This is a genomic window from Nitrosospira sp. CT, from assembly GCF_059489795.1.
In genome coordinates, this window is sequence record NZ_JCAHZJ010000065.1 from 39,492 (window position 1) to 65,123 (window position 25,632).

A 25,632-nucleotide genomic window follows, 5' to 3' on the forward strand; every position below is an offset into this window, starting at 1 on the left:
CTCACTTCATCTCGAAGCCGGTATCGTCACGCCCGGCCTGGGGTTGGCCCTGTGGTTGACCTTGTAATTGCCCTTGCGGTTGGCCCTGTAATTGCCCGTGCGGTGGATACTGCGGGGGATATTCCGATGCCGGCATGCCCTTTGGCAGCAGCCCCGCCGGCGAGCCCTCCATCCTGCCGTCAAACAGGAAGTCCCCCCGGTCAGGCTGGACGAAAGCATCGGTCGGCAACGCGTAATCCGGCTGCAGCGGTTTGATCAGGCGCGGCGTCACCACCACCATGAGCTCGGTCTTGTCTTTCTGGAAATCGCTGCTGCGGAACAAAGCGCCGAGTATGGGAATCTCTCCCAGCACCGGGAAGCGCTTGATCGTTTCCTTGATGTTATCCTGCAGCAGCCCGCCGATGGCGAGCGACTGGCCATCCCGCAGCTGCACGGTGGTGGATACGCGCCGGGTGGTGAAGGTGGGCACGGCCAAGACACCGCCGAGTCCGGTAGTGGCGATGGTGTCGAATTTGACCAGTTCCGTCACTTCCGGCGATACCACCAGGTTGATGCGGCCCTCCTCCAGCACGGTGGGGGTGAACCTCAAGCCCACGCCGAACTGCCTGGACTGGAGCGTGATAACGCCGGCAAACTGCGGAATTGGAATCATGACTTCCCCGCCCACCAGAAAACTTGCTTCCTGGCCGCTGATCGCCACGATGTTGGGTTCGGCCAGGATGTGGAAGAGCTCGTCCTTTTTCTCGGCATCGATCAGGAAAGCATCACCGATATCGGGCGTGCCCCTGGACTGGAACAGCATGCCGGGCGCACCACCGATGATGCCGGTCATGATCTGGGTCCAGGCGCTCCCGGCTTTTCTGGCCGCTCTCTGGAAATCGAAGCCGAGCTTTTCCGCGACCTTGCGGTTGATCTCCGCCACCTTCACTTCGAGCATCACCTGCTGGTTGCTGCCCACCTGCAGCAGATTGACCACGTGGATGCTGCCCAGCCCCTGGCCGGCGCCCTTGGGTTCGTCCCCGCCGCCACCCTGCCCGCCGGACGCATCCCCGCCCTGCTTGCCGCCGCGCTGCCCGCCTTGACTCCCTGCCGCGGCGCGCACATAGGCATCTGCCAGCGCCACCGCCCGGTCTGCCTTCAGCGTATCGGATACCGCGCCGGAGAGGACCAGCGAATCTCCGGCCGAGGTTACCCTGATGTCGGTTTCACCGGGCATCAGTTCCCGCAGCTTGGCTTGCAGCGCCGCCGCATCCAGGATGACTGTGACATTGATGACGGCAGTCTGTCCGCTTCCCTTTTGTCCACCGCGGGTCCATAAAATGACGTTGGTCGTCCCGATCGACTTGCCCAGCACGTAGATTTCACTAGGGCTGATCAGCGTCACATCGGCCACGTCCGGATTGCCTACCGATATCCGCGTGACCGACCCCGACAGCCTGAGCAGGGCCGATTTGCCGTAGGTCACATCCATATCGGAGGCAGCGAGCAGGACATCCGTTGGTCCTGCCGGTTTCGCTGACGCAACCACCGTCCGCTCCATGATCGGGCCTTTGGCCTGGCCTGCGGCGAAAAGCTTGCCGCTCAGTCCCACAACCATAATCATGCCCAGTAGAGCCGGGATCAACGCCGCTCGAAATGGCCGACGCACGGAACCGGGGGTTCGACGGAAACCGGCAGTGCCTACTGAAATAATCATGGGTGTCGGCATGACGGAAAATCTGTTCGGGGAGAGCTGCAACTTCATCGGGTTTCCTTTTCCACCAGTTTTGCTTCGGTTCTTTCCATGCCCCGGATGATTTCCACGCCCGGCCTGGGTGTAGCCACCGCAGTACGCCGGACAGGGGCTGGAGCGGGATCGGAATGCAGCGTCAGCAGATCCCGCGTGCGCACTCCCGCCGTGGTGCCGGGACTCTTGTCGATCTGGTTGCGCAGCACCAGCGACAAGGTGCCGATGCTGCGCGCGAGATCGAGTTTTTCCGCTTCCTGTGGCGTGACTTCCAGCGTCACGGCGGTGACCGCCTTCGGCTTGGTTTCATCTCGGCCCAGGTCCTGTCCCACGGCCAGCACGAGGATTCGCTCAAGCACGATCTTGGAAATGGGTTTTTCGTTTTCGTCCTTAGCGTTGACGAGGATGTCCACGTTGTTTCCCGGCAACGCGAAACCGGCAAGGCCGACGATCTCGTTGACCTTCACCGTGATGGCGCGCTTGCCCTCGGCAATCACGCCCGACAACCCTCCCGCAGCGCCCTGCGGCGCGAGCTTGGCTTCCAGCAGGGGCTCGCCGCGCACCAGGTTGACCTTGACCACGCGTGTATCGAGCAGATTTACGTCCCGAAAGGATCCTTCCGGCACCGTCGCGCGCGGCCAGTCTGACGACTGCAGCATATCGGGCGTCAGCCGGGTGCCGACATCGATATCGCGCGAGGCGACGATCACGGTGGCCGCATCCAGGCTGGCGCGGTCGATGATCCACTTGCCGGCGACCACTACCGCGGCCAATCCCAGCAGCAGCGAGATCACGATCATCCATATCGCCCTCACGTTCTTCATTCAGTCATTCCTTTTAGCTGACTTTCGCTAATAATTGTTTCCGGATCACCCCAAGCTGTCTTCTCGTGATCCAGCCACTCGATTCATTGACTCTGTAATATGCGGGTATCGGCACACCGGATAACCCGCGAACCCCTCAGAGCGCTTTCTTCATACTTTGCTCGTATACTTTCGCTTTTGTACTTTGTAACTTTGTACCTATATTCCCGTGCGCTCATCTGGCATACGTTCTGTCAACCCCAGCGGGTCATGCCCAGATACACCATCGTGCCGGCCGCGATGGCCACGCCGTAGGGCAGCGTGCCGACAGATTCCTCGGCAGACTCCGCGGCGGATTCCGTGGCATCTCCCGCGGCACTTTCACCGGGTTTTCCGCTCACAGGCAGACCCGTCATCGCCCCCCCGGCGAGTGTACCCAGCAGCATGACATTGAGATTGCCCCACAGCAGGCGAAGCTTGCCCTGACCCAACGCGGCTGACAGCGCCAGCACTCCGCCTGCAAGCAGGACGCACAGCAGGGCGCCGACAGTTTCCTGCGCACCGAGGAAGGCGCCGGTCATGGCCATGAGTTTCACATCCCCCGCCCCCATGATGCGCAGCAGGTAGAGCGGCAGCAGCAGCGCCAGCCCGGTGCCCAGCCCCGCCAGAGAGCCGAGGGGCCCCACTCCGCCTGCTTCCTGCGGCAGCAGGGCATGCAGCAGAACGCCGATGATCGCACCCGGAAAAACCAGGACGTTCGGTATCCGGCGGCTGCGGATATCGCTCCAGGCTGCTGCCAGCAACAGCAGCAGCAAAAATCCGATAGTTAGTGAATGCATGTGTTGGTTCATGTTTTCATTCAACTGCTTCAACTGCTAACCGCCCAGCGTAAAGCTGGGCGGCACTTGAGCTCCAACTACGACTGCCCAGAGGTATCAGAGATAAGACCGGATACCTCATCGACAGCCTTTGGGAGGTTTCTTTTTACAGTGCAGCGAGAATAGTCTGGAAATGAGTATTCAAAGCAGGGCCGATCTGTTGCAGGGTACCGAGAATCGCTACCGCGATCAGTGCTGCGATCAGGCCATATTCAATGGCAGTCACGCCTTCTTCGTCATTCAGGAACTGTTTCATGCCTTGTGCGATTTTGTTCATAATGTTTCCTCTTGTTCAGGTCATCAATAAAATCCGCCGGATGGCGGTGCTTCTTTCTTCGTACTGCGGATGCCATTTTGAAAGCCCGCAGGGGCTGGGTCCATCGTACTGAAGTACACCTTGTACCAAGGTACAGGTTGCGTGACAGCCGCCGCCATTATGACGTTCCCATAGAGGGGAGTCGCGGCCAATCCGTTGCGGATGCCCTTCTTCCGCTTTTCCCCCAACTTTCTTCCGGAGGACTTCTATCCCGCTCGATCTGCCTGAACCTGGGCGCCGCATGCGCCCGTGTCCTCCCTCTCCCTTTATGGGCGAAATTATCCGGGCGGCAGCCTGCTGGCATTGCGGGAAACAGGGGGAAGAAGACGCGCCATCTCAAAATTTGATGAGCCGGGTTTCGATTACTGAAGCACAGCACTGAGCAGCATGCGGATCAGCTACAGGAGGTGAAATAAGCGTCGTGCCGCTGACCGCTGATAGCAGACGGCATGACGTTTGCACTGCCTGCACGCCCGCATGTTCACCTGCCGGGCGATGCACGGTATGATGTCGCCTTCGTGTTCCCTTGTGTCCCATCGGTCCCACTGCTTTCCATCCCATTGCTTCCCACTGCCAGTTTCCCGCTTGTTTTCCCCATGATGCCCACCCGCAGATGAACGATGAGTCCCAATGAGTCCCAGTGAATCCTTGTGCCAACGCAGCCTGAAGTCGGTCTGGCATCCCTGCACGCAGATGAAGCAGCATGAATCGCTGCCGCTCATTACTATTTCACGCGCGGAGGGGGTGTGGCTGTACGACGGCGACGGCAAGCGGTATCTCGATGCCATCGGTTCCTGGTGGGTCAATCTGTTCGGTCATGCCAACCCGCGCATCAACGCAGCCATTCGCGAGCAGCTCGACCGCCTGGAGCATGTCATGCTGGCGGGGTTCACGCATGAACCGGTAGTGGAATTGTCCGAGCGCCTAAGCAGACTGGTATCGAACCGGCTCGGGCATTGCTTCTATGCGAGCGATGGCGCCTCTGCCACGGAGATTGCGCTGAAGATGAGCTTTCATTACTGGCACAATCTCGGCCGTCCTGAAAAGAACCGTTTCGTCAGTCTGCAGAACGACTACCACGGCGAAACGCTGGGAGCGCTTTCGGTCACGGATGTGGCGCTCTTCAGGGAAACCTATGCCCCGCTCCTGCGACCAGGCAATCATGTTCCCACCCCGGACTGGCGCTATGCCCCCGAGGGCGAATCGCCCCAAGAGCATGCCCTGCGCGCCGCCGCAGCACTCGAGGCGCACCTTGCGGCGCATCATGCGCAAACCGCCGCACTCATTCTGGAACCCCTGATTCAGGGGGCCGCCGGCATGGGCATGTACCACCCGGATTACCTCAGATACGCGCGCGAGCTCTGCGACCGGTATCAGGTGCATCTCATCGCGGATGAAATCGCGGTCGGCTTCGGCAGGACGGGAGCGCTGTTCGCCTGCGAGCAGGCCGATATCCTGCCGGATTTTCTCTGCATCGGTAAGGGTTTGACGGCGGGCTATCTTCCTCTCTCGGTCGTAATGACCACGGAGGGCATCTACGCCGCCTTCTACGGCGACAGCACGGTGCGCGCCTTTCTGCATTCCCATACCCATTCCGGCAATGCGCTGGCTTGCCGGGCCGCGCTCGCAACCCTGGATATTTTCGAGCAGGACGGGGTTATCGAGGCGAACCGCGCCAGGGCGCGCTACCTCAACGAGGCGTCCACGTCTATCGCACGACACCCACGGGTGCGGGATTTTCGCAATTGCGGAATGATCTGGGCGTTCGAAGTCGAAACTTCCGACCCGGCGTTTTCCGGAAAATTTTTCCAGGCTGCGCTCAGGCAGGAGCTGTCCCTGCGGCCACTGGGAAACACCGTCTACTTCATGCCGCCGTATGTGATCAACGAGCAGGAAATGGACCTACTGGTGGCAGGCACGCTGGCGGCGCTGGATTCATGGTGAAAACGCATGCTGAGCAAACTCCCATGCGACTGACTTTTCTCGGCGCGGCAGGCGAAGTCACGGGTTCCTGCTTTCTGATCGAAACGCCCCAGGTACGGTTTCTGGTGGACTGCGGGATGTTCCAGGGCGGCCGGGAAGCGGACCGCAAGAATCGCGAGGCCTTCGATTGCGGCCCCGAAACGATCGATTTTGTCCTGCTGACCCACGCGCATATCGATCATTCCGGATTATTGCCGCGCCTTGCCATGCTTGGGTTCCGGGGGCCAATCTACACCACCGCCGCCACTGCCGATCTGCTCACCGTGATGCTCAAGGACAGTGCCTCCTGCGAAAGGGCGGCAATATCATCGTGCCGGCCTTCACGGTGGGGCGAACGCAGGACCTGCTTTTTCTTCTGATCGATCTTTACCGCAAAGGGAAAATCCGCGAGATGGATATCTATGTCGATTCTCCCATGGCGCTGACCGCCACGGAGATCACCCTCAAGCATACCCGGCTGCTCGATGAGGAAATGGCGGACGCAATGAAGTGGCTGCGCCACAACAGCGGCAAGTCACACATCCATTTCGTTCAAAGCGTCGAGGAATCGATGCGCCTCAATAATATACGGGAGAGAGAGCCGTTATCATCTCGGCAAGCGGAATGTCCGACGCGGGCAGGATCAAGTATCATCTGAAGTACAATCTGGGCAGGCCGGAATGCAGCATACTCATTACCGGCTTCCAGGCGGTCGGCACGCTGGGAGGCAGACTGGTGGATGGGGTTAGATCAGTGAAGATTTTCGATGAAAACGTGCCCGTCCGGGCGGATATCTACACTATTAGCGGTCTGTCGGCCCATGCGGACCAGGCCGACCTGCTCGCCTGGTTGAGCCACTTCGGCGCTCCTCCCGACCGGACTTTCCTCGTTCATGGAGAATCTTCGACTTGCGCCATTCTGGCCGACGCCATCCGGCAGAAACTGAACTGGAATGCAAGTATTCCTGTCCAATCCGCAACCGTTGAGACCTAGCATGGCCCTGCTCACACTTCTGGAAAACTCGCTGGAAAAGCCGCAGAAAAACCTGACCGGAAGCTCATCCGGAAACTCACTGACAAACTTGCATCGCGCACCCCTAGCACGGGCAGTAAAGTGGGCATTATGCAGCCTGCTTGTCTTCCTGCCGCTGCCGGGTTTGGCACTCGACCTGCCTCTCGCGGTAAAACATGCGCTCGCGCAGGCGGGCATCCCCCGGTCCGCTGTCGGCATTTATGTGCATGAAACCGGCGCAGGACAGCCGCTTCTGGCTGTCAATGCCGGCACCGGCATGAACCCGGCCTCGGTGATGAAGCTTCTGACCACATTCGCCGGACTGGAACTGTTGGGACCGGCGTACGCCTGGAAGACAGAACTGTACGCGGATGGAATCATACGGGATGAGGCGCTTCACGGTAATCTGGTCATTAAGGGCTACGGCGATCCGAGGCTGAATCTGGAGAACTTCTGGCTTCTCACCCGGCGGCTGCGCCAGACCGGATTGCGCGAGATTACCGGTGACCTGGTGCTCGACAGCAGCCATTTTGATCTCCCCGGCAGCGATCCCGCCGCATTCGACGGCAAGCCCTATCGCGCATACAACGTCCTCCCCGAGGCGCTGATGGTGAATTACCGGACGCTCGCGCTGCGGCTGCTGCCGCAGCCGGAAAGCAGGAGCGTGCGCATCGTGGTGGACCCCCTGCTGCCCTCTCTCGACCTCAAAAACAGCCTGACGCTCACCAACGGTGCATGCAATGACTGGAAGGACGCCCTTGGCACGGATATTCAGTCCGGTCCCGGCTTCGCCAGCCGCGTGTCCGTGACGCTCAAGGGCAGCTATGCCTTTGGGTGCGGTGAAAAAACCCTGTTCCTCAGTGTTCACGACACTGCCCGCTATACCTTCGACCTGTTCAGGCAATTGTGGGAGCAGCAGGGGGGTGTTCTGCGCGGTACCGTGCGCAGGAGTGCCGCTCCGAGAGGAACTGTTCCGCTGGAAACCCACCAGTCTCCTCCCCTGGCAGATATCGTGCGCGATATCAACAAGTTCAGCAACAATACCGCCGCGCGCCAGCTCTATCTCACCCTGGGGCTGGGCAGCGAACCGTTCAGGGAACCGCAAGTAATGCCGGCTTCCTTCAGCATCGGCTACGGGAATGGCCGAGCCGCCGAAAATGGAACAATACCTTCCCTGGATGGAATCAGGGAAAATCCTGACCCGTCACGCGCAACTCTTGCCAGATCGGAAACGGCCATCCGGCAATGGCTCGCTTCCCGCCAACTGGTCTTTCCCGAGCTGATCCTGGAAAACGGGGCTGGCTTGTCGCGGAATGAACGCATCAGCGCCGGGCACATGGGCCAACTGCTGCTCGCCGCATTCCAGAGCCCTGTCATGCCCGAGTTTATCTCTTCTCTGCCCATCGCCGCAGTGGACGGCACCATGAAGAAAAGGCTGAACCGCAGCGGTGCCGCCGGCCAGGCCCATATCAAGACAGGCCTGCTGGAGGGGGTAAAAACCATGGCGGGTTATGTGCGCGACAAGTCGGGCAGGCGCTCGGTCGTGGTTTTTTTCATCAACCACCCGCGCGCGGAGAGCGGACAGGTTGCGATGGATGCGCTGCTCGATTGCGTCTACGAAGGTGCTAAGTAAATCACGGAATGTTGGCTGAGCATCGCATTAAGACGCATGCACAGTCGATATGAGCTATAAGAATATGTTATGTCGTATTACTACCGTTACGTAATTATTGAGACTTACAGATCCGATAACGAATTATCGCGCCATTCGATCAGGGCGCGGCCCTCTCGGGGCAAGGATTATCCACCACTTTGAAAGTGGAGTGCTCTACTTCTATGCGAGAGCTTCATCCTATAGGTACGAAATTCAAAGTATGGGCAAAAATTAAGAACACTGAGGATGCTCCTCATCTTTACACTTCTTGGCAGTGGAAATATGAAATTGTTTCTGATGAGGACGTGCAGGCCTTTATCAACGGCAAGCAATGGGGTATAAGAAAAGATAATTTGTAGTTGTCATCCAGCAAGAAATTCCCTTACTCGATCCTGCTATCCAACCCGCCCTCCGCAATCTCCGCTGCGCGCAGCAGCGCCCTGGCCTTGTTTTGCGTCTCCACCCATTCGCTTTGAGGAACTGAATCGGCTACGATGCCGGCACCCGCCTGGACATGCAGTTTGCCATCCTTGATCACGCCGGTGCGGATGGCGATAGCCAGATCCATATCTCCGTTGAATCCGAGATATCCGACTGCACCCGCATAGATTCCGCGCTTCGAGACTTCCAGTTCATCGATGATTTCCATTGCCCGCACCTTCGGCGCGCCGCTCACGGTGCCCGCGGGAAAGGTGGCACGCAGCACATCCATCGCGTTCAGGCCGGACTTGAGCCGGCCTTCGACATTGGAAACAATGTGCATGACGTGTGAGTAGTGCTCGATGCGCATGTTCTCTGTCACCTTTACCGTTCCGATCTGCGCCACGCGTCCTGCATCGTTGCGCCCCAGGTCCATCAGCATTACATGCTCCGCCCGCTCTTTCGGGTCAGCGAGCAGATCAGCCGCCAGTGCCGCGTCTTCTGCCCTAGTCTTGCCACGTGGACGGGTTCCCGCGATCGGCCGTACCGTAACCGTTTCACCCTCGAGCCGCACCAGGATTTCGGGCGAGGCTCCCACCACGTAAAAGCTGCCGAGGTGGTAATAAAACATGTAGGGAGAAGGATTGAGGCTGCGCAGCGCACGATACAGTGCGAGCGGCGAGGCGCTGTACGGTTTGCTGGTGCGCTGCGACAGCACCACCTGCATGATATCGCCATCAAAAATGTAGCGCTTGGCTCGCTCCACTGCCGAAATGAAATCTGCCTCGGCGAACTCCGATACGGGCGCACCCGATTCACACGGGGCTTCCAATGGAATCCGCAATGGTTCCCGGAGATATCCCAGCAGTTCTTTCAACCGTTTCCGGGCGCTGGAATACGCGCCCTCCAGAGCAGCGTCCCCATATACAATAAGGTAGAGCTTGCCGGAAAGATTATCCACCACTGCCAGCTCCTCCGAAACCAGCAGCAGGATGTCGGGCGTATCAAGCGTATCGGGCAGCCTGTGCGCGTGCTCGCCGGCGAGCCTGCGCTCGATATAACGCACTGTATCGTATGCAAAGTAGCCCGCGAGACCACCGCAAAAGCGGGGCAAGCCGGGATACGGTGCCGCCCTGAAGCGCGCCATATAGGATTGAACGAAAGCAAGGGGATCTTCCGACTGGAATACCTGCCTGCTGCTGGGGTCGATTACGCTGACATCGCTGCCGCGCACCTCGATTCGACTGCGGGCGGGTAAGCCGATAACTGAATAACGTCCAAAACGCTCGCCGCCCTGGACGGATTCCAGCAGATAGGAATAAGGCTCATTCGCCAGCTTCAGATAAACTGACAGCGGAGTGTCAAGATCGGCAAAAGTTTCGAGGACGACAGGAATGTGCGTGTAGCCCTTTGCCGCCAAGGCATGGAATTCTGCTTCCGTCATGATTCAGGCTCCAAAAAACAGAAAATGAAAAAATACCGCAGACCGGATCAATGTCTATCGAACCGCCAACGCCAACCCCCACAGTGCCAGTAGCACCACCCCTGGGTTGCATATCTTTCCTTTTCCGTTTTTCCGTTGCTCATGACGATTTCTGGATCAGCTTTGTTGCCTCATATAACGATGGGACGATCGCATCGCAATCGAGTTCGTATACGTCGCGCCCTTCGTTGTATCCATAGGGAACACAAAAGACGTGACAACCCGCCGCACGCGCAGCCTGGGCATCATTCAGCGAATCCCCGACCAGCAGCATCTCACGAGGTCCGATTTCGAAGCGTTCACAAGCGTGCAGCAAAGGCATCGGGTCCGGTTTCTTTTTCGGCAGACTATCGCCCGAAACCACGACATCGAAGTAATCCAGCAATTCCGCCGCACGAAGCAGCGGCATGGTAAAAGCCTCTGCCTTGTTGGTCACGCAAGCAAGCCGGAAGCCGCCTGCGCGCAATGCGTTCAATCCCTCGCGCACGCCGGGATACGCACGCGTATCCACATACAGCGTTTTTTCGTAGCTCTGCTCATACAGCGGCATTGCACGCTGCAAAAGGTCTGCATCGGGCTCGCCATCGAGGTCGCCGGTGAGCGAGCGTTTCACCAGCTTTTCTATCCCTTTGCCAATATAGGATTGGATGGTTTCCAGCGGAAGCTCGGCTTTCCCCAGTTCCTTCAGCATCATATTGGCAGCGGTGGCAAGATCAGGCGCCGTATCGAGCAAGGTGCCGTCGAGATCGATCATGACTGCTTTGATCGGCAGGGGAAAATGCGTATCAGGGGAAGAAGCACGTGCAAGCGGAGAAAAGCTTTTGTTCACGTCGTGTTATCCATATTCATTGAAAAATGATACCGGCTCGTTCGTATAAGCGACGAAGCGACTTCCAGACGGATCGCTCCAGACTTCGGGAGCCTGCTCACGGGCCTGCTCAAACCTTCTTCAGTTCTGCTCGCAGGGCTGAGACGATCGTGTCATACCGGTGGGGATCGCTGTCCTTTCCTGCGCTGTAAATTGCGGAACCGGCAACGAAAGTATCTGCTCCAGCACGCGCAATTTCTGCGATGTTATCCACTTTCACGCCGCCGTCGATTTCCAGCAGTATATTCCTGCCGCTCTCATCGATGCGTTTTCGCACTTCCCGCAGCTTCGGCAGCGCCTCCGGAATGAATTTCTGTCCCCCGAAGCCAGGATTGACCGACATGATCAGTATCAGGTCCAGCTTATCGAGAACGTGGTCAAGATAATTCAACGGCGTGGCGGGGTTGAAAACGAGTCCCGCCATACATCCCTGCTCCTTGATGAGTCCGATGGTGCGATCGATATGACGCGTTGCCTCCGGATGAAAGGAAATGATATTGGCTCCCGCTTTCGCGAAATCCGGAACGATACGGTCAACCGGCTCGACCATCAGGTGCACGTCGATAATCGCATCGGTTACCGGCCGAATGGCCTCGCACACAAGAGGTCCGATAGTCAGATTGGGTACATAATGATTATCCATCACATCGAAATGGATAAAATCCGCGCCGGAATCGATAACTGCGGAAACTTCCTCGCCCAGCTTGGCAAAGTTTGCAGATAAAATACTTGGAGCAATGCGGTAATTGGCCATGAAGGGCGTCCTTGTGATGATCAAAAAAGCTCGATTTTAACCGTAAATTGCCTTGCGGCGTTAGTGGCGTCTGCCTTTAAAGCTGCTGTTCCTGGTTGCGATCTCTTGCAGTCCTGAAAAATCGTTCCAATGATTTTGCGGCGCCCTGCCCTTGCCCTGAACCGGAAAATAGTGTGCAATGCCATTATGGCTGAAGGAAAAAGATACGAGATCGCGGTAAAGGTTCATACCACCTATCTTCCGGAACAATCGGACGAGGCGCTGGACCGCTATGTATTCGCCTATACGATCGTTCTTTCCAACACCGGTACAGTCACTGCTCAGCTCATCAGCCGGCACTGGGTCATTGCCGATGGCACCGGCGGCGTACAGGAGGTAAGAGGTCTGGGAGTGGTGGGGGAGCAACCGTTGCTGAAGCCGGGAGACAGCTATGAATACACGAGCGGCACGGCCATCTCGACACCGGTAGGATCAATGAAAGGCAGCTACCAGATGGTGGCCGAGGATGGCCTGCGCTTCGACGCGCCCATTCCGGAGTTCATTCTGAGCGTGCCACGGATATTGCATTGAGAAATCTTCCGCCATCCGTTACCCATACTTCTTCCGCCCATAGCGTCGGCGGCGATGGGCCCGTTTTGCCTCGGCTTCGGTGAGCGGAGCGCGGCTCTTTTCCGCGTAGGGATTGCGGCCTGTCCTGAATTCTATCCGCAGCGGCGTCCCCTCCAACTCGAAGGCGTCGCGGAATGTATTTTCCAGATAACGCTGATAGGTTTGCGGCACGGCATTGAGCGCATTGCCATGGATGACGATCAATGGCGGATTCGAGCCACCCTGGTGGGCGTAGCGCAGCTTGGGACGTGACATACCAGCGCGCGGGGGTGGCTGCTTCTCCACTGCGGCCAATAGCGTGCGGGTAAGCCTGGGAGTGGGCAGATGAGCCATCGCCGCTCCATAGGCGACATCGACAGAGGGCAGCAGTCCTTTCGTGCCAGTGCCATGTAGCGCCGAGATGTAGTGAAACCGGGCGAAATTCTGCAGAAACGGTAATTTACGACTGATATCGCGCTTGATTATGTCGCGTTGGTACTCATCCAGGCTGTCCCACTTGTTCACGGCCAGCACCAGTGCCCGTCCCGCTTCCAGGATAAATCCGGCAATGTGCGCATCCTGATCCGAAATCTCACTGCGCCCATCCAGCACCAGTATCACCACGTTGGCGTCTTCTATCGCCTGCAGGGTTTTCACCACGGAAAACTTTTCCACGGCCTCCTGCACCTTGCCGCGGCGGCGCAAACCGGCTGTATCGATCAGGGTATAGGTGCGCCCATTCCGCTCAAAGTCGATATAAATGCTGTCGCGCGTGGTTCCCGGCTGATCAAACGCGATGACACGCTCCTCTCCCAACAGGGTATTCACGAGCGTTGATTTCCCCACATTGGGACGACCCACGATGGCGATCTTCGGATGCTCGTCTTTTCTTTCCTGCTCAGGTTCGTCGGGAAAATCCTGAAGCGCCAGCGTCACCAGTTCATTCACGTTTTCGCCATGGGCGGCGGAAATTGCGCAAGGCTCGCCCAATCCCAGTTCATGAAACTCCGCAGTAACGACGGAAGCAGCCATGCCTTCGGTCTTGTTTACCGCCAGCAGGGTTCGGCGCCCCGATTTGCGAAGTTGCTCGGCGACAATTTTGTCCTGAGCTGTCAAACCGCTTCGACCGTCCACGATGAAGAGCACGATGTCAGCCTCGTCAATTGCCTGCAGCGTCTGCTTCGCCATCTCGTGCAGGATGCCTTCCGTCGCCATCGGCTCGAAGCCTCCGGTATCGACCACGAGATATGGCCTGTCGCCCAGCTTGCCGTGTCCGTAATGACGGTCGCGTGTCAATCCCGGTATATCGGCCACCAGCGCGTCGCGACTGCGTGTCAGACGGTTAAAGAGCGTGGACTTGCCGACGTTGGATCGCCCTACCAGTACGAGAGTGGGTTTCATGATTTCAGCTTTCGTTTAACAGGGCTCGGCTTCGCATAGAGCACGGAATTGAAGCGCTGAACAGTGAATTCCGGATTACCGAGGTGTTCCTCAGAAGGTGAGTTTTCAAACAGGCGCCCAAGCGCCCGATTAGGCACCAAAGGCAAAAACTCCGCCTTTCCGGGTTTGTACCGCGATACCATTGGGCAAGGATATGGGACGGGCGGTAATGGCACTTTCGTCGGTTCCGGAGCGCGCAATAATGGCGCCATTATCCTTCCTGATGAAATTTACATAACCTTGAGAATCTCCTACCACGATGCGAGCGCCGTGCGCCAGCGGAGCGGATAACCTGAGCCCGTTGAGCAGATCCTGCGCCCATACGCTGGTGCCATCCCTTTTGTCGTAAGCCACTATTCCGCCCCTGTTCTCGCTCACATAAACATAATTGTCATCCATGGCCAGACCAGCATTGCTGGATACATCCCGGGCCCAGATCTGGTTACCGGCTGTAATATCGAAGCAGGCGATACGCCCCTGGTAGGCAACAGCGCACACCTGTTGCTCATCCAGAACGGGCAAACTGGTAACATCCGAAATTCGCTCGAGTTCGGTGGCGCCCCTGGGCCGTGACACCATTGCCTCCCAAACCAGACTACCGTTCGAAATATTCAGCGCCACGAGCCTGCCTCCGGCAAAACCGGCATATACCCTATCATCGGCAATCAGTGCGCCAGCAAAACTCCGGACTGTCAGTGATGGAGTAGCGCCCTGATAAACCCACTTGCGCTTGCCGCTCTCGCTATCCAACCCGTATATACGGCCATCTCCCGTGCGAACGACTACCACACCCATTCCGGCATGCGGAGGGCTCAGCACTTCGGTTGAAAGATTCGCAGTCCACTTCGGTTTGCCGCTTTTCTCGTCAAAAGCCAGCACTTCGCCCTTGAAAGTGCCCACCAGCAGCATACCATCTCCCGCGCCGATTCCACCCGCGAGAGGATGCTTGGTGTCGATGACGCCTGAAGCCTTGCCTGATGCTGCGTCGAAACGCACAAGACGGCCATCCGGCCCTCCCGCGTAGACAGCCCCATCGCTGAAAACCGGCAGAAATACAGTCGCCGGGCTTTCCTCGACGCCCGCCTCCCAGCCGGGGCGCGTGCTGGGTATCACCTCCAGTTGTGCGATCTGCTCCGGGCTCATTTGAACCTCACCTGGTCCGAAAAGATCCGTAACACCGGATACATCGATATCAGCAAGGCTGCGGCTCACATCGCGCACCATGTCTACCATGCCTGCGCATCCGGAAAGCGTGAAGGACGATACGAGCAATAGAACATAGCGCCAGAATGCACTATCCGCCAGGTGAAACGGGCGCGACTCTTCCGGGAGTGCCATTTCCCTGTGTACCTCACTGGCGCCGGCCGTAGTGCTTCCCCCCGCACCCGCAGACATGGGAAACACATTCAGCAACTCATCCGCTGACGCTTTGCTTGCGCGCATTTTCCTGTTTATGAGAAGGAGTAGTTACGAAAAAATCAACAAGCCGATCAAGGCATATCAGGTTAAGGAGCGGCTTCCAGAATGGACCGACTGCAGCAAGCTGCGAGGGCTGGCGAACTCGCGCCAGCTTATCCAGCTTATATCGAAACTGTAACTATTTGGCGCCTGGCAGCGCATCCAGCTTCATCTGCACGATATCATGGTAAGTGCCGCCGGCGTTTATCCTGGCAAGCGCTGTTTGATAAGCCGCCCGGGCTTCCCCAACTTTCCCGGTGGCCGCCAGCACATCGCCCCGGCGATCGGCATAGAGTCCGTCGAAGGATTCCCCATGGCTGGTTTCAAGCAGGCGCAGCGCCTCGTCGTATTTTTTCTCATCCAGCAATACGCCCGCCAAACGTAATCGCGCCATGTCTTTCAGCTCTTCTTCCCCAGAATTGTCGAGCATCCATTGCAGGCGGTCTTTCGTGTTCTGCAAATCTCCGGCGTTGAAACTGGCCTGAGCCGATATCAATGCCGCACGCGACGCGTAACCGCTATTCGGAAAGCTTTCCATCACCAGACCGGCAGCGTCGCTGATTTTTTTTGCATCGCCACTCCCCTGAACCTGCAGCACGGAATCATACAATTCCAGGGCCTGCTCGGTTTTCTGCTTCTTGTAGTAGTTCCATGCTTGCGCGCCGCCGATACCTGCGATGAAAACTGCGACAATCACAATCACCAACGTGCCATACGTGTTCCACCAGGACTTCAGCTCGTCTATATTTTCCTGCTCTTCCGGATTATATGCTGCCATTTACCTTCCCGAGTTGAATTGAATTCTTCTGATTCAGACCCTTTTCAGCAGGTCGGCAGCTTCCGCAAGCCCCGTCCGGACCTGCTCGGCTGCTTCCCGCAGCGGCTTGATGCTCACTTCGCCAGCTTGTGCTTCATCATCTCCGATGATGACCGCAAAACGCGCCCCGCTCGCGTCGGCCTTTCTCATCTGTGCCCTGAAGCTGCCTTCTCCGCAATGCAGAATTGCCTGGAACCCGTGGTCACGCAGATGCCTTACCGTTTTCCAGGCAAACCCGGCCGCGGCGTCGCCTTTGTGAATCACGTAGACATCAGGAGGAGCCTGAGGGATGACACTGTCCATCACCAGTGCCAGTACCCGCTCCACTCCCAGGGCGAATCCGCACGCGGGAGTAGCCTTGCCGCCAACCTGTTCTACCAGTCCGTCATAACGTCCGCCTGCGCAGACGGTTCCCTGCGCTCCCAGCTTGTCGGTGACCCATTCGAATACGGTGCGATTATAATAATCCAGCCCCCGTACCAGTCGCGGGTTGATCTCGAAGTCGATCCCCTGCTCGCGCAGGATTTGCTGCAAACCTTCAAAATGAATGAGAGAGTCCTCGTCCAGGTCATCCAATAACCGCGGAGCGCCCTCGATAATCTCTCTCATCCCGGCATTCTTGCTGTCGAGTATGCGCAGGGGATTGCTGTGCAGGCGCCTGGATGCATCCTCATCCAGCTTGCCTAGATGCCGCTGCAGGTAGCTGATCAGGTGGGTGCGATGCACGGAGCGCGACTCCGCGCTGCCAAGCGTCCCGATTTCGAGCCGCACCCCGGAAACACCGAGCCGCTTCCACAAGTCGGCGCACATGATGATAAGCTCGGCATCGATATCGGGACCGGCATATCCCAGGGCCTCGGCGCCGACCTGGTGGAATTGCCGGTAACGTCCTTTTTGCGGACGCTCGTGGCGGAACATCGCGCCCGAATAATACAGCCGTTGCGGGCCGGAGTAGAGCAGGTTATGCTCAAGTACCGCGCGCACGCAGGACGCGGTTCCTTCCGGCCGCAGAGTCAGGCTCTCGCCGTTGAGATGATCCACGAAGGTGTACATCTCTTTCTCGACGATATCTGTAACCGCTCCGATGGAACGCACAAACAGGTCGGTCTGCTCGACTATCGGCATGCGGATATTGCGGTAACCATAAGCCGCCATCCAGTCGCGGACACTCTGCTCGAAGAACTCCCACCGGTAAATCTGATCAGGCAGGATGTCGTTCATCCCGCGTACAGCCTGAATCCCCCTAGTGGGCATCGACTGCTTTCTTCGGGTATTTCATCTGCACATATTCATCGACTATCTGGCGAAACTCCCCTGCGATATTATCGCCTTTCAGTGTTACAGACTTCTGGCCATCCACAAATACCGGCGCCACCGGCCGTTCCCCCGAACCTGGCAGGCTGATGCCGATATTGGCATGCTTGCTTTCGCCGGGGCCATTGACCACGCAGCCCATCACAGCGAGCGTCATGTTTTCCACACCTTCGTATTCTTCGCGCCATACCAGCATCTGGTCGCGCACGTAACCCTGGATGCTTTCCGCCAGCTCCTGAAAATAGGTGCTGGTGGTACGGCCGCAGCCGGGACAGGCGGCAACCAGAGGCACAAAAGCGCGCAAACCGGTGGTTTGCAGTATCTCCTGAGCCACGATCACTTCGCGCGAGCGGTCCCCCCCTGGCTCGGGCGTCAACGATATGCGTATCGTATCGCCGATACCTTCGAGAAGCAGTACCGACAGTGCCGCCGTGGAAGCAACAATCCCCTTCGAACCCATGCCCGCCTCGGTGAGCCCAAGGTGCAGCGCATAGTCGCAGCGGGATGCAAGGGCGCGATAAACGGTAATGAGATCTCTCACCCCGCTCATCTTGCATGACAATATGATTCTGTCACGACCCAGACCGATCTCCTCCGCGCGCTCAGCGCTTTGAAGCGCAGAGGTAATCAAGGCTTCGTACATTACCGCGGAAGCATCCTTCGGGTCCCCGGAGCGGGCATTCTCGTCCATCATGCGCGCCAGCAACTCGGGATCGAGGCTTCCCCAGTTGACCCCGATGCGCACCGGTTTTTCATACTTGCAGGCTGCTTCGATCAGAATGGAAAACTGTTCGTCGCGTTTCTTTCCATGCCCGACATTGCCCGGATTGATACGGTACTTCGCCAGCGCCTGTGCGCAGCCGGGATACTCTGTTACCAGTTTATGGCCGTTGAAGTGAAAATCGCCTATCAGGGGAACGTGGCAACCCATATCGTCGAGGCGTGCCCTGATGCCCGGCACTGCCTTGGCGGCTTCGGCCGTATTGACGGTAATGCGCACCAGTTCAGATCCGGCACGCGCAAGCTGCGCCACTTGCACGGTGGTGGCGATTTCATCTTCCGTATCGGTATTGGTCATGGATTGCACCACGACGGGCGCGCCTCCACCGATCCGGATCGAACCCACCTGAACGCCCACGCTGTTCCGGCGTGGGGGAAAAGCACTTTGAGCCATAGACATGAGGAATATGAGATGCCGTGTTGAAATTGAAATCTATTGGAGCACGAGATGTGCCATTCCACCGGGAAGTTTGGCGAAAGTGGAGAGATCGACCGGTCTGTTATTGTAGACAAGCTTGACCTGACCCGGGTTTCCGATCATGAGGGAATAGGGCGGCTTACCACGCAGCACCTGCTCGCTGCCAGGAAGATTGACTCTTGAGAGAAGCAATTTACCGTTGCCATCCTTGACTTGCACCCACGATTCCCCGGCAAACGCCAGACGAATTCCAGCTTCTGCAGGACTCGGCTTCGGAGCAGCTGCGACCTGAGGTGGCTTCGGAGCGACTACGTCATGCGGCGGCTTCGGAGTCACTGCGACCTGAGGTGGCTTCGGGGCAGCTGCGGTCTGAGGTGGCTTCGGAGCGACTGCGTCATGCGGCGGCTTCGGAGCAACTGCGACCTCAGATGGCTTCGGAGTCACTGCGGCCTGAGGTGGCTTCGGGGCAGCTGCGGCCTGAGGTGGCTTCGGAGCGACTGCGTCATGCGGCGGCTTCGGAGCAACTGCGACCTCAGATGGCTTCGGAGTCACTGCGGCCTGAGGTGGCTTCGGGGCAGCTGCGCCCTGAGGCGGCTTCGAAGCAGCTGCGCCCTGAGGCGGCTTCGGAGCGACTACGTCATGCGGCGGCTTCGGAGCAGCTGCGGCCTGAGGCGGCTTTGGAGCAACTGCGACCTCAGATGGCTTCGGAGTCACTGCGACCTGAAGCGGCTTCGGAGTCACTGCGACATTGGCGGGTTCCCCCCCGGGAACTGCCGATGCTGGGGGAGTGGTTTGCGACGCCGGTGGCGGCGCAAGAGGCAGAGTGAGAGGCTCTCCAGCAGAAGCTTCGGTACCGCTCCCGGCAGTCTCGTCTTTATGAGCGGACGCCACGGTGTCCTGCTCTCTGCCCGTATCCGCAGAAGGTCCTGTCTCCTGGAGGGCGGCAATACTCGACTCTGGTTGGGAAGCCATATCGGGAGCAAGCGCGGAAGGTGCGGGAGCCTGGGATTCCGGCGCTTCTGCGGTGGGCGCCTGCGGCGCAAACGGGAATGAAAGAGTTGGCTGCCCGGTGTCTTTCTCCGATTCCATTGCCATGTCGGGCTGTTCGGCAACGGGAGCCTCGTCACCGCTATAGATCGCGTAACCCAGCAGGGTGATCGCCAGGAAAACTCCTCCGCCGATAAGCACGTTGCGTTTCAGGTACTCGACTCCGGAGGGGAAAGGGATCTCCTCGCTTGGAGGCCGCCCCACATGCGCCGTCGGAGGAGGAACCGACTGTTCAAGCAACTTCAATAACGGCACCTCATCCAGTTGCAGCAATTTGGCATAATTGCGCACGAATCCGCGCAGAAAAGGGCCGCCGGCAAGCTTATCGTATTCATCCTCTTCGAGCGCCGTCACCTGCCGCGGCGCAAAGCGTAACTGCCGCGCAACGTCCTCGATATCCAGGCCGCGTTCCAGCCGAGCGGCACGCAGCACCTGGCCGACCCGCTCTCCGGCCTGTTTTGGTTCCTCATGCTGCTCGATGTCGCTACTTTCAGGAGCTTCCATTCCCTCACCCCATCCTCATGTTACCTGCCGCTTCATATCCGCAAATCGCTTTTACGCCTTCACGTCTCCAGCTGTAGTTGCCGACCGGAAAAATACGTCCGAACCTGCCTCATCCAGCTGCTTCCGCAATGCTGCGGTGAACCCGCCGTGTCTTGTCGAGGACTTTTCCCGCGAGCTGGCCGCAGGCCGCGGCAATATCATCCCCCCGCGTCTTGCGTACCGTAGTCACCAGTCCTGCCTCCATCAACACATCGCGAAAGCGGGATACGGCGTTTGCGGAAGAACGCCTGAAACCTGAATCAGGAAAAGGATTGAACGGAATCAGGTTTAACTTGCAGGGAATGTCCCTTACCAGTTGCACCAATTCACGCGCCTGTGCCACGCTGTCGTTGACGCCATCCAGCATGACATATTCAAAAGTGATGAAATCTCGTGGCGCGGATTGAAGATAGCGCTCGCATGCGGCCAGCAGTTCCCTGATCGGGTATTTTCGGTTGATCGGCACCAATTGATCGCGCAACGCATCGTTGGGAGCATGCAGGGATACCGCCAGCGCTACCGGGCAACGCTCGCGGAGACGGTCCATGGCTGGAATTATTCCCGACGTGCTCACGGTCACCCGGCGCCGTGATAAGCCATAGGCATTATCGTCCAGCATCAGGTCGAGCGACATCACTACATTCTCGAAATTTGTCAACGGCTCCCCCATCCCCATCATGACTATATTGGTGATGGGACGCTCGCGTCCCGCTTCGCTCGTGAACGTTTCCGTCAGCGCTTTATTCGCCCACCATAATTGGCCGATGATTTCCGCCACCGTCAGATTCCGATTGAACCCCTGCCTCCCGGTGGAACAAAATGCGCACGCGAGCGCACACCCTACCTGACTGGAAATACACAGTGTCCCCCGACTCTTTTCCGGTATATAAACTGTCTCGATTCCGTTGCCCGCGCCGACCGACAGCAGCCATTTGCGAGTGCCATCGGGAGCAGTATGATCGCTGATAACTTTCGGAGGTTCTATCACCGCGGCAGCAGACAATTTTTCCCGCAATCCTTTCGCGAGGTCGCTCATGGCATCGAAATCGGCTTCACCGGCCCGATGTATCCAGCGCAGCAGTTGGCGGGCGCGGAACGGCTTCTCACCGATTTCCGCACAGAAGCCGGTAAGCCCTTTCGCATCGAAATCCAGAAGATTGATGCTCATACCTGAGCCGTGATCCCCTTATCGCGAATAAATGTTGAGTTCTGGAAAGAAATAGGCGATCTCAATCGCCGCGGTTTCAGGCGCATCCGAGCCATGCACAGCGTTCGCATCGATACTCTCGGCAAAATCTGCCCGAATCGTCCCTTTTTCGGCCTTCCTCGGATCGGTCGCCCCCATCAGATCCCGGTTTTTTCTGATGGCATCCTCGCCTTCCAGCACCTGCACCACGACGGGACCGGAAATCATGAATCTGACCAGATCATTGAAGAACGGACGCTCCCGATGGACCGCGTAAAAACCCTCAGCATCAGCCTGGGATAGGCGCAGCATCCGTGATGCGACTATTTTCAGTCCGTTCCGTTCAAAACGGGAGTAAATTTCTCCTATTATATTTTTTGCCACTGCATCCGGCTTGATGATAGACAGGGTTCGCTCGACAGCCATCAAATACTCCAAGTAATTATGTAAATCTTTATTATTCTAACAAGAACCGGCTTTAAAGTCCCTAAATTGGACCGATATGCTGGCGGTGGAGGATGCCATCCTGGTTCATTTGGGGATGCCAAGGTAAAACGAAAAGAAAGCCGGCCAAAGAGGAAATCGTCCACTCTCTCAATCGAGTTTCACCGCTTGTGGACGGGTAGGCCATGTGCCCTTACTGACCGCTTTCGCCCCCTCGAACACGACATAGCTCTGGCGGCCATAGTGCGGCAGTGGTCGGGTCAACGCCGCCAGTGACTCGATGTCGCGTGCGGAAACGACCGCAAGCGTGGTACCGTCGGGCAAGCGCGTAGTCCAGGCCTGGGCCGAGCCTTTACCCTTTATATCCTCCGGCCTGCGCAATTCGTGCCGCGCCAGCCACGCATCCACCTGATCCTGGAGGCCTATCACCAGGGCCGGCGCGGCCGGCATATTGTCCGTACCTGGAATCAGTTTCGGTGCGCGATGTTGAAGCTTGGTCACCAGGACCTCCGCGGCATCGCGGACGGGTCCGCTTTCCGGCAGTAAAACGGTTACCGTTGTCTTGTTCACCATCACCTGGCGCAGGATCGGGGTCGCCTCCTGTGGCATCAAATGCCGGAACAGGCGGAGATCGGGATCGAGTATCACTTCCAGCGGGAGGGCGTCAGTCTCGATGGAAAACACCTGCCGCGTGTTCTCGAGATCGACGGTGCGAATTTCCTCCCCTTGCTGGGTACGAACGGCAATCGGTACTCGCAGCCGATACGCGGGCTCCGTTTGCTCGAGCGTGACGGAAACATGGCGGTTTTCCCCCTCTGCCTTCACTCGCACCGCTTCCGTCAATCGCACGGCTGGCGCACCGGGGCGGGTGAGCCATTGATCGAAGAATGCGTGCAGGTTCCGGCCGGAAGCAGCCTCAAAGGCGCGCTGCAGATCTTCCCACGACGCAACGCGAAAGCGCTGCTCGCGCCAGAATGCCTGGAGTGCGCGATCGAAGGTTTCCCGCCCGAGCAAGTCGCGCAGCATCAAAAATACCATGGCGGCCTTATTGTAACCGACGATTTGCGAAGCCCCGTGCGTGCGGGAGGTAAAGCTCGTCAGCGGCGCATACTGACTGGGTGATAGCGCGGCAAAATCACGCAGCCAGCCCTGCCGCATTTCCCGCGCCGCCGCATCGCTCTCCCGTTCTTTATATGCATAATCGGCCATAAAGGTGGTCAACCCTTCCGACCAGTTGCCTTTTGCATAATCAGGATACACGCCGTTTCCCCACCAGTTGTGCAATACTTCATGGCCCAAGGAAGTTGCGCGAATGAAAGGCAGCCGCAGTACCTCCAGACCGAGATAGGTGAGCGTGGGCATGCCAAAACCCGTCGGTGTCGGGCTTGAGACGATGCTGAACTCCGTGAATGGATAGGCGCCGATCCAGGATTCATAAAGATCGATATACCCCTTGACCGAATCGAGGTACTCTCCTGCAAGATCCGCGACTTCCCGATGGAAATAGGTTCTCAGCACGATGGGCTTGCCCCCCGCGCTGCGGATCGTCCGGGTTTCGACAATGTAGGGACCGGCCATGAGATCGATCCCGCCGGTCGGAGCGGGAAATTCAAAACGTGCGCGATATCCCTGCGACGATTCCGATTCCTCCATGAGGCGTCCCGCAACCAAGCCCCGTTGGCCGGCCGGGAGCTCCATGCTCAGATCATAGCTGGCGAGTTCACCTGCAAGATAGGGGTACCAGCCGCTCGAATCAGGCAGGAACGTGCCCGATTCGCCACTGACAGGCTCGTTCTGCCCCAGTGTCTGGCGGTGATCGAGTGAGGTATCCAGCGGAGACAGCTCCCCCCGCCACTCTATTTCTATACGACGGGGGAGCTTCTCTTCCCCCGGAATACGCCAGGCCCGCATCGCTCCTACGGTCGCAGACGACCCGATCTGCTCGTCATCCACCCGCGCCTTCAGCACTTCGAAACGGCGGCCTATCACGAGTGTCAGCTCCTCTCGGGTATTCGCGGTGATCACGCTGCGTCCCCTGAGAGTGCGCTCCACCGGATCGATGTGAACGCTGATGTCATAGCGTAACGGGGAATCGACAACCGGAGAACCAACATGAGAAGCCTCCTGACCGGAACCCGATTCCGCCGCTTCCGCGGCAAATGCAGCAGGAAAAAACAAAATTGCTGCTATGCAAACAATCAGGAGCGACGCGTACGAAACAGTCCTGACATTCCTTCCGGAATCTGTAATACGACTGTTTCGCATCCCTCCCATCATCGGCCTCGTTGCAGACATTATTATTTGCATCATGTTCATCGTTTGGACATCGGAGAAAACTTTGCGACAGCCTCCATCGTATCACTGCCGCGCTTGAGTTTCAGCGGGAGCCATGTTCCCGGCGCCTGCCGTTTGACGATTTCCACGATATCGTTGAGCTGCTTGACAGGCAGGCCCGCGGCCTCGATGATCAAATCACTTTCACGTATATCCGCTTTCTCGGCGATGCTGCCCTTCTCCACTTGCAGCACGCGCGCGCCACCGCCGTCCTGGGCCATCTCGAAACGGATTCCCAGCCGCTGCCGGGGACGCTCATCCGCCGCCAGTGGCGGCAGTGCCGTCCCGAATATGGCATCTGCTATGTTCGCTGTAAGCAGATCACATGAAGTACCACTGTTCCAGGGAAGCAGCATTCCCACATCCGTCACCCCCAGATGCTTCAACTGGTGTGGAACACCGTAGCCATATTTGATATGCCCCGAACCCATGATCCCCACAACCAGGGGACGCTGGGACCGCTCCAATGCGGAATGAATGCCTTGCGCCATCGCCCGGTCCCACAGTTGCTGGCCTTCCACGAAGCGGCGAAAATCAGGATCGTCACGGCCCGCACTGGCGCCCCCCTTTTTCTTGCCTGCGCGATCGTGCTCACCGTAGATCGGGAGCAGATAGTCGAGGTATGCATTGCTCGGTTCAGCGGGCGCCGTTACACCTTCTCGTTCATTCTCCGGCACTCCCGCGAATCCCTTTGTCGCAACCGATCTCCTCAGACGCGTATCGATGTTCAATGCCACCATAGGCACGCGATTCATGCGCGCGAAGTGGAACAGGGGCATGTACATGGCTGCATCGGTGCTCCAGACCGTATTCCAGTCGGAAGCAGCGAGAAACTGGGCCTCAGTGAGCTCGCCTGCAACCCACTGGTCGAGTGCCTTTTGCACCCTGCGCGGAAACATCTCGAAACCGATCACCATGTCCGGCCGCTCCGCATGCAACGCGGCCAACGTCTGCAACTGCCAGCGGTGGTGCTCGGGATTGTCGTGCGCTTCTCCCAGCAACACCACCTCCTGCCGCGCGGCACGGCCAATAACATCGGTAACGGATATTTTCCCTGAACCGGAAACAGAACCGGGAACGGTCCATACTGAGACAGGGGCGCATTCACCGCCTTTCGCTTCCTTGTTTGCTTCCTTGCTCGTCTCCTTGTTGGCTCCTCCATCCTCCTTGTACTTTTCCGCAGCAGGTTTAGTCTGCGCGAAAGCAGTATCCGGAAAAACTCCCATGAATAACGTGGAAACGAGAAACACGAAAATAGGCGCAACCGGTACAGCCTTAAAAATTTTCAACAGATACTCCTTATCAGATATCGACCCCGCAGCCTCCACGTGTGCGCCGTGGCTGCGCTACAGGCACTGCCCATCCGGGCAAAGGAATCCCGGATTAAG

General features: G+C 58.0%; 26 protein-coding genes and 1 pseudogene. 8 read left to right on the forward strand and 19 right to left on the reverse strand.

Annotation, left to right across the window (positions count from 1 at the left end):
- Window position 1: 1 nt before the first annotated feature.
- The 5 genes from AC52W5_RS11245 to AC52W5_RS11265 form a co-directional block, all read right to left on the reverse strand.
- Window positions 2-1,744, reverse strand: a complete 1,743-nt coding sequence (locus AC52W5_RS11245) for a type II and III secretion system protein family protein (protein ID WP_495671061.1) — start codon at window positions 1,742-1,744, stop codon at window positions 2-4.
- The gene (cpaB, locus tag AC52W5_RS11250; RefSeq protein ID WP_495671062.1) at window positions 1,741-2,550 is read right to left on the reverse strand and encodes a Flp pilus assembly protein CpaB; all 810 of its coding nucleotides are present in this window, start codon (window positions 2,548-2,550) and stop codon (window positions 1,741-1,743) included. The genes AC52W5_RS11245 and cpaB overlap by 4 nt, the downstream gene beginning before the upstream one ends.
- 233 nt (window positions 2,551-2,783) lie before the next feature.
- Entirely contained in the window at window positions 2,784-3,380 is a 597-nt protein-coding gene (locus AC52W5_RS11255) for an A24 family peptidase (protein ID WP_495671063.1), read from the reverse strand.
- A gap of 133 nt (window positions 3,381-3,513) precedes the next feature.
- Window positions 3,514-3,684 (reverse strand): Flp family type IVb pilin, encoded by a 171-nt coding sequence (locus tag AC52W5_RS11260; protein ID WP_495671064.1) that lies wholly within the window; start codon window positions 3,682-3,684, stop codon window positions 3,514-3,516.
- Window positions 3,685-4,059: 375 nt separating this feature from the next.
- Complete coding sequence (locus tag AC52W5_RS11265) at window positions 4,060-4,284, reverse strand: hypothetical protein (RefSeq protein WP_495671065.1); 225 nt, start codon at window positions 4,282-4,284, stop codon at window positions 4,060-4,062.
- Between the two features lie 69 nt (window positions 4,285-4,353).
- On the opposite strand from AC52W5_RS11265, the gene bioA reads away from it, so the two are divergent.
- The 6 genes from bioA to AC52W5_RS11295 all read left to right on the forward strand — a co-directional run bounded on the left by bioA (window position 4,354) and on the right by AC52W5_RS11295 (window position 8,709).
- On the forward strand, window positions 4,354-5,667 hold the full coding sequence (gene bioA, locus AC52W5_RS11270) for an adenosylmethionine--8-amino-7-oxononanoate transaminase (RefSeq protein WP_495671066.1): 1,314 nt from the start codon (window positions 4,354-4,356) through the stop codon (window positions 5,665-5,667).
- A 23-nt stretch (window positions 5,668-5,690) separates the two neighbouring features.
- Entirely contained in the window at window positions 5,691-6,065 is a 375-nt protein-coding gene (locus AC52W5_RS11275; protein ID WP_495671067.1) for an MBL fold metallo-hydrolase, read from the forward strand.
- Window positions 6,066-6,097: 32 nt separating this feature from the next.
- Window positions 6,098-6,343 (forward strand): hypothetical protein, encoded by a 246-nt coding sequence (locus AC52W5_RS11280; protein ID WP_495671068.1) that lies wholly within the window; start codon window positions 6,098-6,100, stop codon window positions 6,341-6,343.
- The gene (locus AC52W5_RS11285) at window positions 6,310-6,678 is read left to right on the forward strand and encodes an MBL fold metallo-hydrolase RNA specificity domain-containing protein (protein ID WP_495671069.1); all 369 of its coding nucleotides are present in this window, start codon (window positions 6,310-6,312) and stop codon (window positions 6,676-6,678) included. Before AC52W5_RS11280 ends, AC52W5_RS11285 begins: the two co-directional genes overlap by 34 nt.
- A 1-nt stretch (window position 6,679) precedes the next feature.
- Window positions 6,680-8,329 (forward strand): D-alanyl-D-alanine carboxypeptidase/D-alanyl-D-alanine endopeptidase, encoded by a 1,650-nt coding sequence (dacB, locus tag AC52W5_RS11290; RefSeq protein ID WP_495671070.1) that lies wholly within the window; start codon window positions 6,680-6,682, stop codon window positions 8,327-8,329.
- A 203-nt stretch (window positions 8,330-8,532) separates the two neighbouring features.
- Window positions 8,533-8,709 carry a hypothetical protein gene (locus AC52W5_RS11295; protein ID WP_495671071.1) on the forward strand — a complete coding sequence of 59 codons (177 nt, stop codon included), beginning with the start codon at window positions 8,533-8,535 and terminating at the stop codon, window positions 8,707-8,709.
- 23 nt (window positions 8,710-8,732) lie between these two features.
- On the opposite strand, the gene trpE is transcribed toward AC52W5_RS11295, so the two are convergent.
- From trpE to rpe, 3 genes are all read right to left on the reverse strand, one after another.
- Window positions 8,733-10,214, reverse strand: coding sequence for an anthranilate synthase component I (trpE, locus tag AC52W5_RS11300; protein ID WP_495671072.1), 1,482 nt, complete (start codon window positions 10,212-10,214; stop codon window positions 8,733-8,735).
- Window positions 10,215-10,353: 139 nt separating this feature from the next.
- Complete coding sequence (locus tag AC52W5_RS11305; RefSeq protein ID WP_495671073.1) at window positions 10,354-11,082, reverse strand: phosphoglycolate phosphatase; 729 nt, start codon at window positions 11,080-11,082, stop codon at window positions 10,354-10,356.
- A gap of 109 nt (window positions 11,083-11,191) precedes the next feature.
- Window positions 11,192-11,875 (reverse strand): ribulose-phosphate 3-epimerase, encoded by a 684-nt coding sequence (gene rpe / locus AC52W5_RS11310; RefSeq protein ID WP_133668872.1) that lies wholly within the window; start codon window positions 11,873-11,875, stop codon window positions 11,192-11,194.
- Window positions 11,876-12,061: 186 nt separating this feature from the next.
- Between rpe and apaG the strand changes: the two genes are divergently transcribed.
- A complete protein-coding gene (apaG, locus tag AC52W5_RS11315; RefSeq protein WP_074975439.1) occupies window positions 12,062-12,445 on the forward strand; it encodes a Co2+/Mg2+ efflux facilitator ApaG/CorD in 384 nt (127 codons plus the stop codon).
- 18 nt (window positions 12,446-12,463) lie between these two features.
- On the opposite strand, the gene der is transcribed toward apaG, so the two are convergent.
- The 6 genes from der to AC52W5_RS11345 form a co-directional block, all read right to left on the reverse strand.
- Window positions 12,464-13,864, reverse strand: a complete 1,401-nt coding sequence (gene der / locus AC52W5_RS11320) for a ribosome biogenesis GTPase Der (RefSeq protein ID WP_495671074.1) — start codon at window positions 13,862-13,864, stop codon at window positions 12,464-12,466.
- A 129-nt stretch (window positions 13,865-13,993) separates the two neighbouring features.
- Window positions 13,994-15,346 carry an outer membrane protein assembly factor BamB gene (gene bamB / locus AC52W5_RS11325; RefSeq protein ID WP_495671075.1) on the reverse strand — a complete coding sequence of 451 codons (1,353 nt, stop codon included), beginning with the start codon at window positions 15,344-15,346 and terminating at the stop codon, window positions 13,994-13,996.
- Window positions 15,347-15,500: 154 nt separating this feature from the next.
- Window positions 15,501-16,139, reverse strand: a complete 639-nt coding sequence (locus tag AC52W5_RS11330) for a tetratricopeptide repeat protein (RefSeq protein ID WP_495671076.1) — start codon at window positions 16,137-16,139, stop codon at window positions 15,501-15,503.
- Window positions 16,140-16,172: 33 nt separating this feature from the next.
- Window positions 16,173-17,432 carry a histidine--tRNA ligase gene (gene hisS, locus AC52W5_RS11335; protein ID WP_495671077.1) on the reverse strand — a complete coding sequence of 420 codons (1,260 nt, stop codon included), beginning with the start codon at window positions 17,430-17,432 and terminating at the stop codon, window positions 16,173-16,175.
- The gene (ispG, locus tag AC52W5_RS11340; protein WP_074975443.1) at window positions 17,422-18,672 is read right to left on the reverse strand and encodes a flavodoxin-dependent (E)-4-hydroxy-3-methylbut-2-enyl-diphosphate synthase; all 1,251 of its coding nucleotides are present in this window, start codon (window positions 18,670-18,672) and stop codon (window positions 17,422-17,424) included. The genes hisS and ispG overlap by 11 nt, the downstream gene beginning before the upstream one ends.
- 33 nt (window positions 18,673-18,705) lie before the next feature.
- Window positions 18,706-19,134 carry a DUF4115 domain-containing protein gene (locus tag AC52W5_RS11345; protein ID WP_495671096.1) on the reverse strand — a complete coding sequence of 143 codons (429 nt, stop codon included), beginning with the start codon at window positions 19,132-19,134 and terminating at the stop codon, window positions 18,706-18,708.
- Between AC52W5_RS11345 and AC52W5_RS11350 the strand changes: the two genes are divergently transcribed.
- Window positions 19,065-19,517 (forward strand): hypothetical protein, encoded by a 453-nt coding sequence (locus AC52W5_RS11350; RefSeq protein ID WP_495671097.1) that lies wholly within the window; start codon window positions 19,065-19,067, stop codon window positions 19,515-19,517. The two genes, AC52W5_RS11345 and AC52W5_RS11350, sit on opposite strands and share 70 nt — an antisense overlap.
- A 481-nt stretch (window positions 19,518-19,998) precedes the next feature.
- Here AC52W5_RS11350 and AC52W5_RS11355 read toward each other — a convergent pair.
- The 5 genes and pseudogenes from AC52W5_RS11355 to AC52W5_RS11375 form a co-directional block, all read right to left on the reverse strand.
- Window positions 19,999-20,241 (reverse strand): annotated as a pseudogene (locus tag AC52W5_RS11355) (helix-turn-helix domain-containing protein); the annotation flags it as partial.
- Window positions 20,242-20,350: 109 nt separating this feature from the next.
- Window positions 20,351-21,448, reverse strand: coding sequence for a dual-specificity RNA methyltransferase RlmN (rlmN, locus tag AC52W5_RS11360; protein ID WP_074975445.1), 1,098 nt, complete (start codon window positions 21,446-21,448; stop codon window positions 20,351-20,353).
- 18 nt (window positions 21,449-21,466) lie between these two features.
- Complete coding sequence (gene ndk, locus AC52W5_RS11365) at window positions 21,467-21,892, reverse strand: nucleoside-diphosphate kinase (RefSeq protein ID WP_074975446.1); 426 nt, start codon at window positions 21,890-21,892, stop codon at window positions 21,467-21,469.
- Between the two features lie 168 nt (window positions 21,893-22,060).
- On the reverse strand, window positions 22,061-24,088 hold the full coding sequence (locus tag AC52W5_RS11370) for a M1 family metallopeptidase (RefSeq protein WP_256210524.1): 2,028 nt from the start codon (window positions 24,086-24,088) through the stop codon (window positions 22,061-22,063).
- 134 nt (window positions 24,089-24,222) lie between these two features.
- Complete coding sequence (locus AC52W5_RS11375) at window positions 24,223-25,533, reverse strand: ChaN family lipoprotein (RefSeq protein WP_495671078.1); 1,311 nt, start codon at window positions 25,531-25,533, stop codon at window positions 24,223-24,225.
- Window positions 25,534-25,632: the final 99 nt, after the last annotated feature.